Source organism: Enterobacter sp. P82 (genome assembly GCF_037053385.1).
GTDB lineage: Bacteria > Pseudomonadota > Gammaproteobacteria > Enterobacterales > Enterobacteriaceae > Enterobacter.
In genome coordinates this window covers 2,362,095-2,373,336 of sequence record NZ_JBALHX010000001.1, presented here as the reverse complement: position 1 = coordinate 2,373,336, position 11,242 = coordinate 2,362,095, and the positions used below count along the sequence as shown (strand labels likewise).

The 11,242-nt window shown below is 57.5% G+C and carries 10 protein-coding genes; 5 read left to right on the top strand and 5 right to left on the bottom strand.

Annotated features, from left to right (window positions below):
- Positions 1-3: 3 nt before the first annotated feature.
- The 4 genes from WB237_RS11360 to betI form a co-directional block, all read right to left on the bottom strand.
- Complete coding sequence (locus tag WB237_RS11360) at positions 4-744, bottom strand: SDR family oxidoreductase (protein ID WP_336213043.1); 741 nt, start codon at positions 742-744, stop codon at positions 4-6.
- Between the two features lie 273 nt (positions 745-1,017).
- On the bottom strand, positions 1,018-2,697 hold the full coding sequence (betA, locus tag WB237_RS11355) for a choline dehydrogenase (RefSeq protein WP_336213041.1): 1,680 nt from the start codon (positions 2,695-2,697) through the stop codon (positions 1,018-1,020).
- A 13-nt stretch (positions 2,698-2,710) separates the two neighbouring features.
- Positions 2,711-4,183, bottom strand: coding sequence for a betaine-aldehyde dehydrogenase (betB, locus tag WB237_RS11350; protein WP_336213039.1), 1,473 nt, complete (start codon positions 4,181-4,183; stop codon positions 2,711-2,713).
- A 13-nt stretch (positions 4,184-4,196) separates the two neighbouring features.
- The gene (gene betI / locus WB237_RS11345; RefSeq protein WP_336213567.1) at positions 4,197-4,784 is read right to left on the bottom strand and encodes a transcriptional regulator BetI; all 588 of its coding nucleotides are present in this window, start codon (positions 4,782-4,784) and stop codon (positions 4,197-4,199) included.
- Positions 4,785-4,912: 128 nt separating this feature from the next.
- Between betI and betT the strand changes: the two genes are divergently transcribed.
- The 5 genes from betT to WB237_RS11320 all read left to right on the top strand — a co-directional run bounded on the left by betT (position 4,913) and on the right by WB237_RS11320 (position 10,592).
- Positions 4,913-6,946 carry a choline BCCT transporter BetT gene (gene betT / locus WB237_RS11340; protein ID WP_336213037.1) on the top strand — a complete coding sequence of 678 codons (2,034 nt, stop codon included), beginning with the start codon at positions 4,913-4,915 and terminating at the stop codon, positions 6,944-6,946.
- A gap of 235 nt (positions 6,947-7,181) precedes the next feature.
- On the top strand, positions 7,182-8,093 hold the full coding sequence (locus WB237_RS11335) for a metal ABC transporter substrate-binding protein (protein ID WP_336213035.1): 912 nt from the start codon (positions 7,182-7,184) through the stop codon (positions 8,091-8,093).
- A 2-nt stretch (positions 8,094-8,095) separates the two neighbouring features.
- Entirely contained in the window at positions 8,096-8,902 is an 807-nt protein-coding gene (gene sitB, locus WB237_RS11330; protein WP_336213032.1) for an iron/manganese ABC transporter ATP-binding protein SitB, read from the top strand.
- Positions 8,899-9,756 carry an iron/manganese ABC transporter permease subunit SitC gene (gene sitC / locus WB237_RS11325; RefSeq protein ID WP_336213030.1) on the top strand — a complete coding sequence of 286 codons (858 nt, stop codon included), beginning with the start codon at positions 8,899-8,901 and terminating at the stop codon, positions 9,754-9,756. The genes sitB and sitC overlap by 4 nt, the downstream gene beginning before the upstream one ends.
- Positions 9,753-10,592, top strand: a complete 840-nt coding sequence (locus WB237_RS11320; protein WP_336213027.1) for a metal ABC transporter permease — start codon at positions 9,753-9,755, stop codon at positions 10,590-10,592. The genes sitC and WB237_RS11320 overlap by 4 nt, the downstream gene beginning before the upstream one ends.
- Here the strand turns inward: WB237_RS11320 and entD are convergent.
- Positions 10,546-11,220 carry an enterobactin synthase subunit EntD gene (gene entD, locus WB237_RS11315; RefSeq protein WP_336213025.1) on the bottom strand — a complete coding sequence of 225 codons (675 nt, stop codon included), beginning with the start codon at positions 11,218-11,220 and terminating at the stop codon, positions 10,546-10,548. The two genes, WB237_RS11320 and entD, sit on opposite strands and share 47 nt — an antisense overlap.
- Between the last annotated feature and the right edge of the window lie 22 nt (positions 11,221-11,242).

The window sequence follows — 11,242 nt, the reverse complement described above, 5'->3', positions numbered from 1 at the left end:
ATGCTAAAATTCTTCCTGCGTCGGACGAACAACAATTTCATTAATATCAACATCGCCTGGCTGTTCGATGGCAAATAAAACGGAGCGGGCAATCGCGTCAGCCGGAATAGCCTGCTTATAAAACTCATGGAGAAATTTTTTACTCTCTTCGTCTGAGCTGCCGAATTGCAGTTCGCTTTCGACCGCACCGGGAGAGATAAGCGTGGTGCGTATCGTTTTACCTGCTTCCTGACGCAGACCCTCGCTCAGCGCGCGAACGGCGAATTTTGTCGCGCTGTACACCACGCCGCCGGGGGCAAGGACCTTGATGCCCGCCACCGAGGCAACGTTAATAAAGTGACCACTTCCCTGACGCTGAAACACCGGTAATGCGGCCGCGATGCCGTACAGTACCCCTTTCAGATTGGTATCAATCATCTTGTCCCATTCTTCAGTTTTCAGCTCGCTGAGGGGGGCGATAGCCATAAAGCCAGCGTTGTTGATCAGCACGTCCACGCGCTGGTATGCGGCGATGGCGGCCTCAATGGCGCGCTGGACCTCTTCCTGACGGGTAACATCGGCCTTGACGGCGATGGCCTTACCGCCTTGCTGGATTATCCTGTCCACGAGGGCATTAATTTTTTCCTGACGGCGCGCCACCAGTACCAGCGAAAACGCGTTATTCGCTAAATGGAGGGCAATGGCTTCACCAATCCCGCTGCTGGCACCGGTGATAACGACAACCTTGTTTGCACTATTATTCATGATCTTATCTCACTGTAGTGTGACTCAGAAAATAAAAGGCAGGGAAGAATGAAAGAATAATGAAAAATCCTTTCATTCTGGGTTTGAATATATTGTATATGTCGGGATGAATAATCTTCGATTAAAACTTAATGGAGTTCGGAAGAGAGTGTCAACACTGTTTTAAATAATAAAGCGTATTACAGGGTAATAGTTAATTCTTATAGGTTACAGCAACGGTTTACCCGCGCTTTAATAGTGAAAACCCTCTCCTTTACGGAGAGGGCGTGACAATTATGCCTTCTGTGTTACCTGACGAACCGGTGCCCCGTTCGCCACATAATACGCCGCCGTGCTCTTCGCCAGCGGCTCGCGTCCGCGGATGGCATCGGCCATCTTTTCACCGATCATAATGGTCGTGGCGTTCAGGTTGCCGGTGATGATCTGCGGCATAATTGACGCATCCACCACGCGTAACCCTTCCAGACCGTGAACGCGGCCTTCACCGTCGACCACCGCCATCTCGTCATAGCCCATTTTGCAGGTGCCACATGGGTGGAACGCGGTTTCGGCGTGGTTACGCACGAACTCATCCAGTTGCTCGTCGGTCTGGCATTCGATACCTGGGCTGATTTCGCGTCCACGGTATTTGTCCAGTGCAGGCTGGTGCATGATCTCGCGGGTGATGCGGATCGCGTCGCGGAACTCCTGCCAGTCCTGCTCGTGGGACATATAGTTGAACAGGATCGCCGGATGCTGGTGCGGATCGCGCGATTTGATGCGCACGTGCCCACGACTCGGTGAGCGCATGGAGCCGACGTGGCACTGAAAACCGTGCTCTTTCACCGCGTTCGAGCCATTGTAGTTAATCGCGACCGGCAGGAAGTGGTACTGAATGTTCGGCCATCCGAACTCTTCGCGGCTGCGAATAAACCCACCCGCTTCAAAGTGGTTGCTCGCGCCCACGCCGGTGCCGTTAAACAGCCACTCGGCACCAATCTTCGGCTGGTTCCACCACTGCAGGGCAGGGTAGAGGGAAACGGGCTCTTTGCATTCATACTGCAGGTACATCTCCAGGTGATCCTGCAGGTTTTCACCCACGCCGGGTAAATCATGCACCAGCGGGATATCGAACTGTTTCAGCAGCTCCGCGTTGCCCACGCCGGAACGCTGGAGGATTTGCGGAGAAGCAATGGCTCCGGCGCACAGCAGCACTTCTCTGCTAGCGGTGGCTTTCGACGGTATGGTGCTTTCCCCCTCCAGCCACTCGACGCCCACCGCGCGCTTGCCGTCAAAGAGGATGCGATCTGTCATGGCGTGGGTGCGGATGGTCAGGTTCGGGCGCGGTTTCGCCTGATCCAGATAGCCGCGCGCGGTGCTGGCACGTCGGCCCTGCGGCGTGACTGTACGGTCCATCGGGCCGAAACCTTCCTGCTGATAGCCGTTGAGATCGTCGGTGCGCGGATAGCCCGCCTGCACGCCCGCTTCCACCATCGCCTCAAACAGCGGGTTCACGCCCGGTTTCGAAGTGGTGACGCTCACCGGACCGTCGCCGCCGTGATAGTCGTTCGGCCCCACGTCGCGCGTCTCGGCCTTGCGGTAGTAGGGCAGGCAGTTGAGGTAGCTCCAGTGCTCCAGGCCCGGCTCTTTTGCCCAGTGGTCGAGGTCCATCGCGTTACCGCGGATGTAGCACATGCCGTTGATCAGCGACGAGCCGCCCAGCCCTTTGCCGCGTCCACACTCCATACGGCGGTTGTTCATGTACGGCTCTGGCTCGGTTTCATACGCCCAGTTGTAGCGCTTGCCCTGTAGCGGAAACGCGAGCGCGGCGGGCATCTGGGTGCGAAAATCAAAGCGGTAATCCGGCCCGCCCGCTTCAAGCAGCAGCACGGTGGTGTTGGGATCTTCGGTCAGTCGTGTTGCCAGAACGTTGCCGGCAGAGCCGGCACCAATAATGATGTAATCAAATTGCAAATAAACCTCCCGGTTAAAATATGGACTGGAATTTACCCATCTCAACCTGGATGGACTTCACCTGGGTGTAGCTCTGCAGCGTCATCACGCCATTCTCACGGCCAATACCGGAGTGTTTGTAGCCGCCGACCGGCATCTCTGCGGCGGATTCACCCCAGGTGTTGATCCAGCAGATGCCCGCTTCGAGCTGATGAATGGCACCGTGCGCGCGGTTAAGGTCGGCCGTGACGATGCCTGCCGCCAGCCCGTAGTCGGTATCGTTGGCGCGGCGGATCGCTTCTTCTTCGCTTTCATAGGTGAGGATGGACATCACCGGGCCGAAGATCTCTTCGCGTACGATGGACATCTCGTCGGCGCAGTCGGTGAACACTGTCGGGGCAACCCACGCGCCGTTATCGAAGTTTTCACCCTTCAGCACGTCGCCGCCGCACAGCACGCGCGCGCCTTCCTCTTTGCCTTTGGCGATGTAACGCAGCACGCTGTCGCGGTGCGGGAAGCTGACCATCGGGCCAAAGTTGGTGCGTTCATCGAACAGGTCGCCCGCGCGGATGCGGCCCACACGCTCAACAATTTTCTGCTCAAACGCGCTTTTAAACTTTGCGGGTACGAACACGCGGGTGCCGTTGGTGCATACCTGGCCGGAGCTAAAGAAGTTGGCCATCATGGCGATGTCTGCCGCGAGATCGAGATCCGCGTCGTCAAAAATAATCAGCGGGGATTTGCCGCCCAGCTCCATCGTCACCTCTTTCAGGGACGAGGCCGCCGAGTTGGCCATCACTTTTTTGCCGCTGGCGACGCCCCCGGTAAAGGAGACTTTCGCGATATCCGGATGTTCGGTCAGGTACTGGCCGGTCTCCGCGCCCACGCCCGGCAGGACGTTAAACACACCGTCCGGCAGGCCCGCTTCGGTGTAGATCTCGGCAAGCTTGAGCGCGGTAAGTGGCGTCACTTCGCTCGGCTTGAAGATCATCGCGTTACCTGCCGCCAGCGCCGGAGCAGATTTCCACAGGGCGATCTGGATCGGGTAGTTCCACGCGCCGATGCCTGCCACCACGCCAAGCGGTTCGCGGCGGGTGTAGACGAATGAAGTGTCGCGCAGGGGGATCTGGCTGCCTTCCAGTGCCGGGATCAGCCCCGCGTAGTACTCCAGTACGTCCGCGCCGGTGACGATATCGACGGTTGAGGTTTCGGAATACGCTTTACCGGTGTCGAGGGTTTCCAGCTTCGCCAGTTCGTCATTACGTTCGCGGAGGATGTCGACAGCACGACGCAGAATGCGCGAGCGCGCCATCGCGGTCATCGCCGCCCAGATTTTTTGCCCGCGTTTTGCGCTTGCCACGGCGCGCTCGACATCTTCACGCCCGGCCGCCTGAACGTTTGCCAGGACTTCACCGTTGGCCGGGTTAATGGTCTCGAAGGTGCGACCGCTGGTGGCGGATGTATAACCACCATTGATATAAAGCTGCTGTTCTGCCATTCGGGACATAAATTCTCCTCGGTTATTCGGTCGGTAAATGCTGGCTGATAAAGTGGCTGGTGAGCGATTGCGCCAGGGCCTTATCCAGTGGTTTGCCGCTCAGCGCGGCGCGCAGCCACAGCCCGTCGATCAGTGCCGCCAGGCCATAGCCCGCCTCCTGGGCCTGCTCGCGCGGCAGTTCGCGGCGGAACTCGTACACCAGGTTTGAGAGTAGACGGCGGCTACTCACCTGCTGCAGGCGGTAGAGCATCGGCTGATGCATGCTGCTCGCCCAGAAGGCAAGCCAGGCCTTCATTGCTGCGCTGCTGGTCTGGGTTTCATCAAAATTGCCGCCGACAATGGCCTGCAGGCGCTGCTCTGCGCTGCCATCCGGCAGGGCATGCAGGCGGCTCAGAACCGCGTCGCGCAGCTGGCCGGTGATGTCGCGCATGGTCGCTTCCAGCAGACCATTTTTATCTTTGAAATAGTGACTGATGATCCCCGTGGATACGCCCGCCCGACGGGCGATCTGTGCGATGGTTGCATCGTGCATTCCCACTTCATTTATTGCTTCCAGCGTGGCGTCAATCAGTTGCCTGCGCCGGATCGGCTGCATCCCCACTTTGGGCATTTTTGCCACTCCATTCATCAGCGTTGGTTATACATTAAAGCGGTTTTTGATTGGACGTTCAATATAAAATGTGTCTTAATTGTTGCGGATTTGGATTTTAATAGTTACAAAAACAGTGAGGATACTGGATGACAGACCTTTCACAAGACAGAGAAAAAGACAAAATCAACCCGGTCGTTTTTTATACTTCCGCCGGGCTGATTTTGTTGTTTTCCCTGATGACGATCTTCTTTAGCGGTTTTTCTGCCGAGTGGATTGGGCGCACTCTTGACTGGGTGTCGAAGACCTTCGGCTGGTACTACTTACTGGCGGCGACGCTCTATATTGTCTTTGTTGTCTGCATTGCCTGCTCGCGCTTCGGTTCGGTGAAGCTTGGGCCAGAGCAGTCAAAACCCGAGTTCAGCCTGCTGAGTTGGGCCGCGATGCTGTTTGCCGCGGGCATTGGCATCGACCTGATGTTCTTCTCCGTGGCGGAACCGGTTACGCAATATATGCAGCCACCGGAAGGGGCTGGGCAGACGATGGAGGCTGCGCGTCAGGCGATGGTCTGGACGCTCTTCCACTATGGCTTAACTGGCTGGTCGATGTATGCCCTGATGGGGATGGCGCTCGGATACTTTAGCTATCGTTATAATTTACCCCTCACCATCCGCTCTGCGCTGTACCCAATTTTCGGGAAAAAGATAAACGGGCCGATTGGTCACACCGTGGATATCGCGGCGGTGATTGGCACCATCTTTGGTATCGCGACGACGCTCGGGATCGGTGTGGTGCAACTCAACTACGGCCTGAGCGTGCTGTTTGATATTCCGGATTCGATGGCAGCCAAGGCGGCATTGATTGCGCTGTCGGTGATTATCGCCACTATTTCGGTGACGTCGGGCGTAGATAAAGGCATTCGCGTGTTGTCCGAATTGAACGTCGCGCTGGCGCTTGGCCTAATTCTGTTTGTGCTGTTTATGGGGGATACGTCGTTCCTGCTCAATGCGTTAGTGCTTAACGTCGGCGACTACGTGAACCGTTTTATGGGGATGACTCTGAACAGTTTCGCCTTTGATCGCCCGGTCGAATGGATGAACAACTGGACGCTGTTCTTCTGGGCGTGGTGGGTGGCCTGGTCGCCGTTTGTTGGCCTGTTCCTGGCACGTATTTCACGTGGCCGCACCATCCGCCAGTTTGTGATGGGCACGCTGATTATCCCGTTCACCTTTACTCTGTTGTGGCTGTCGATTTTCGGCAACAGTGCGCTGCACGAGATTATCCACGGCAATGCAACTTTTGCACAGGAAGCAATGGCGCACCCTGAGCGCGGCTTCTACAGCCTGCTGTCGCAATACCCGGCGTTTACCTTTAGTGCCTCCGTGGCGACCATTACCGGCTTGCTGTTCTACGTCACCTCAGCGGATTCCGGCGCGCTGGTGCTGGGCAACTTCACTTCAAAGCTGAAAGACATCAACAGCGATGCACCAAACTGGCTGCGCATCTTCTGGTCGGTCGCCATTGGTTTGCTGACACTGGGCATGCTGATGACCAACGGGATTTCCGCTCTGCAGAACACTACGGTGATCATGGGCCTGCCGTTCAGCTTCGTGATCTTCTTTGTGATGGCCGGGCTGTACAAATCGCTCAAGGTGGAAGATTACCGCCGCGAAAGCGCCAGCCGCGATACCGCGCCGCGTCCGATGGGCGCCCAGGACAGACTGAGCTGGAAGAAGCGTCTCTCGCGCCTGATGAACTACCCGGGCACGCGCTACACCAAACAGATGATGGAGACGGTCTGCTTCCCGGCCATGGAAGAGGTGGCGCAGGAGTTGCGATTACGGGGTGCTTACGTGGAGCTGAAAAACCTGCCGCCGGAAGAGGGCGAGACGCTGGGGCATCTGAATCTGCTGGTGCATATGGGCGACGAGCAGAACTTTGTCTATCAGATCTGGCCGCAGCAGTATTCGGTGCCCGGGTTTACCTACCGGGCGCGCAGCGGCAAATCGACCTACTACCGGCTGGAGACCTTCCTGCTGGAAGGCAGCCAGGGGAATGATTTGATGGACTACAGCAAAGAGCAGGTGATTACGGATATTCTCGACCAGTATGAACGGCACCTGAACTTTATCCATCTGCACCGGGAAGCGCCGGGGAATAGCGTGATGTTCCCGGATGTTTGATTGATGACAAACATCTGTCATTAACAATTCAGCCGTCTTTCTTGCCGGGTGGCGCTGCGCTTACCCGGCCTACAAAACTGCTTTTCCGTAGGCCTGATAAGCGAAGCGCCATCAGGCACGCCTTTCATTGACATAACTTTAATGATAATTATTTTCATTTAAACATAGCCTGTGCTATATCTTATAGCGCAGGCTAATTTTGTTTTGAATTTAATCACCTCAGGAGACTTCTGCGATGCACCCATGGCAAGGATTAAAGCGTTTGTTGCTCGGCGCTCTGCTAATGACCACGGCCACTACCGGCGCGCTGGCAGCTGAAAAGTTCCAGGTCATTACCACCTTTACCGTTATTGCTGATATGGCGAAAAACGTGGCGGGAGACGCCGCAGAAGTGACATCGATTACCAAACCGGGCGCTGAAATCCATGAGTATCAGCCCACCCCGGGTGATATCAAGCGCGCGCAGAAGGCGCAGTTGATTCTGGCGAACGGCATGAATCTGGAGCTCTGGTTTCAGCGCTTTTATCAGCACCTGAACGGTGTACCGGAAGTGATTGTTACCAAAGGCATTACACCGATAGGGATCGGCGAAGGGCCGTATAACGGAAAGCCCAACCCGCACGCGTGGATGTCGCCGGACAACGCGCTGATTTACGTTGATAACATCCGCGACGCGCTGGTGAAGTACGACCCGGCGAATGCGCAAACCTACCAGCGCAACGCCGAAGCTTACAAGCAGAAGATCACCGCTATCCTCGAACCGTTGCGTAAGCAGGTTGCGGAGATCCCGCAAGAGAAGCGCTGGATGGTGACCAGCGAAGGGGCCTTCTCCTATCTGGCACGGGATCTGGGTATGAAGGAGCTTTACCTGTGGCCGATCAACGCCGATCAGCAGGGCACGCCACAGCAGGTACGCAAGGTTATCGATCTGGTGAAAAAGCATCACATTCCGGCGGTGTTTAGCGAAAGCACAGTCTCCGATAAGCCCGCACGTCAGGTGGCGCGAGAAACTGAAACCCACTACGGCGGCGTGCTGTACGTCGACTCGCTGAGCGCGGAAAACGGCCCGGTGCCAACTTATATTGATCTGCTGAACGTCACGACCCACACGCTGGTGCAGGGCATCCGTGATGGCATGAAGGAGTAAACATGCACGAGGGGATTGTTGTCACAGACGTGACCGTGACCTACCGCAACGGCCACACGGCGCTACGCGATGCATCGTTCAGCGTGCCGGGCGGATCGATTGCCGCGCTGGTAGGCGTGAATGGTTCCGGCAAGTCCACGCTGTTTAAGGCGGTGATGGGGTTTGTGCGGGCGGCAAGCGGGACTATCACCATACAGGGGTTGCCGCCCCACCGGGCGCTGCGTCAGAACCTGGTCGCCTACGTACCGCAGTCGGAAGAGGTTGACTGGTCATTTCCGGTGCTGGTTGAAGACGTGGTGATGATGGGCCGCTACGGGCATATGGGGTTTCTGCGTCGACCCAAAGCGCGCGATCGGCAGATCGTGACCGATGCGCTGAAGCGCGTGGATATGCTTGAGCTGCGCCATCGACAGATTGGCGAGCTCTCTGGTGGTCAAAAGAAACGCGTATTTCTGGCGCGGGCGATTGCGCAGCAGGGCGAGGTGATCCTGCTCGACGAGCCGTTTACCGGTGTGGACGTTAAAACCGAAGCCAGAATTATCAGCCTGCTGCGCGAGTTGCGCGACGAAGGCAAAACGATGCTGGTGTCGACCCATAACCTGGGGTCGGTCACGGAGTTTTGCGATTACACGGTGATGGTGAAAGGCACCGTGCTGGCGAGCGGCCCGACGGAAACCACCTTTACTGCCGAGAACCTTGAGCGTGCCTTCAGCGGCGTGCTGCGCCACGTGGTGCTCAGCGGCACGGAAGAGCGCATTATTACCGATGACGAGCGGCCCTTCGTCACGCACCGTCAGGAGGCAAAATGAACGCGCTTTTCGAACCCTTCGGCTATGAGTACATGCTCAACGCGATGTGGGTCTCGGCGATGGTGGGGGGGCTGTGCGCGTTTCTCTCCTGCTATCTGATGCTCAAAGGCTGGTCGCTGATCGGCGATGCGCTGTCGCACTCCATCGTGCCTGGCGTGGCGGGGGCGTATATGCTCGGGCTGCCGTTCTCGCTGGGGGCGTTCCTGTCGGGCGGGCTGGCGGCGGGCAGCATGCTGTTTCTCAACCAGCGCAGCCGCCTGAAAGAGGACGCCATCATTGGGCTGATCTTCTCCTCCTTTTTCGGGCTCGGGCTATTTATGGTCTCGCTCAACCCAACCTCGGTGAATATTCAGACCATCGTGCTCGGCAATATTCTGGCTATCGCCCCGGAGGACATCGTCCAGCTGGCGATTATTGGCGTAGTGTCGATGGTTATCCTGCTGTTCAAATGGAAAGATCTGATGGTGACCTTTTTTGATGAGAACCACGCCCGCGCCATCGGTCTGCGCCCTGAACGTCTGAAAATCCTCTTCTTCACCCTGCTGGCGGTCTCCACCGTGGCGGCGCTGCAAACCGTTGGCGCGTTTCTGGTGATCTGTCTGGTGGTCACGCCCGGCGCGACCGCGTGGCTGCTCACCGATCGTTTCCCGCGTCTGCTGATAATTGCCGTCGCCATTGGCAGCATCACCAGCTTCCTTGGCGCATGGGCCAGCTATTACCTGGACGGTGCGACCGGCGGCATTATCGTGGTTGCCCAGACGCTGCTGTTCCTGCTGGCGTTCGTCTTTGCGCCGAAGCACGGGCTGCTCACCAACCGCCGTCGCGCGCGTCACGCGCAGGAGGCACACCCATGATGGTACTGCTCCTCGAACCGTTCCAGTTTGCGTTTATGAATAACGCTCTGTTGATTTCACTTCTGGTGGCCGTGCCCTGCGCACTGCTGTCTGTTTTTCTGGTGCTGAAAGGCTGGGCACTGATGGGCGATGCTATGAGCCACGCAGTGTTTCCCGGCGTCGTGCTGGCATGGATGATGGGCCTGCCGCTGGCGCTGGGCGCGTTCGTTGCCGGGCTGTTCTGCGCGGTCGCCACCGGATACCTGAAGGACAACAGCCGCATCAAGCAGGATACGGTTATGGGGATCGTCTTTTCCGGCATGTTCGGCGCCGGATTGATCCTCTATATCGCCGTCAAACCCGAGGTGCATCTCGACCACATTCTGTTCGGCGATATGCTGGGCATCAACAACATGGATATCCTGCAAAGCGGGATCGTGGCGGGGCTGATCGCGCTGGTGATTGGCCTGAAGTGGCGCGACTTTTTGCTGTACTGCTTTGATTACCAGCAGGCACAGGCGAGCGGTCTGCGCACTCGCTGGCTGCACTACGGGTTATTGTGCATGGTCTCGTTGACCATCGTGGCGACGCTGAAGGCGGTGGGGATTATTCTGTCGATTTCTCTGCTGATTGCGCCCGGCGCGGTTGCGGTACTGATCACCCGTCGCTTCCACATGGCGCTGCTGGTGGCGGTCGCCGTTTCAGCACTGGTGTCCGTAAGCGGCGTGTATGCGTCGTTTTATCTCGACAGCGCACCTGCGCCGACCATTGTGGTGCTGTTCGCTGTGGTGTTTATCGTGACGTTTGGGGTTACCAGCGTGAAGGCCCGTCGGCGGGAGAACGTGACAGCAGGGTGATGACCTGATCACCCTGCCGCTGCCAGTGAAGGATGAAGGCGGTGCCTTCGCCATACCCCGCAATCGACCGGGTCAGCGCCAGCGTGAGCGTCTTCGCGTCGAGCACCGTTACACGCGCGCTGTCAAACCCCATATAACTCTGCACCTGCGGGAAGAGCGCTTTGAACAGGCTCTCTTTGGCGCTAAAGGTCAGCGTCAGGGCGAGGGCGAACGGGGATCCCGCACTCAAAAGCACAGACTCTTCCTGTACATCAATGATGCCGTCTTTAATCTCTCTGGCTTCGTTTTCGGACAGGATGGTTTCGCAATCAATGCCGATAAGGGCACGTTGTTCGCGCGTGACAACCGCCATCGCCTGCGTGCCGCTGTGGGTGATGCTCCCTGAAACCCCTTCCGGCCAAAGTGGTTCGCCGCTGGGGCCGATGCCAGGAATGGTGCGATCATTTAACGCGTGTGCGGCGGCGATGCGTCCGGCCAGATGCTCGGCTTTGCGTTTGCGCCCGGCGTTTGAAAGTTCTGTGTGGTGGGGGAGCCAGAGGAGATCGGCGTCGGCGAAGGTGGTTGGGTCGAAGGTGACGCGGTGGATGGTGTGGCCGGCGAGAATGAACGTGCGATGGGTTATGTGCATGTTTTTCCTTCAGAGTTGTGCG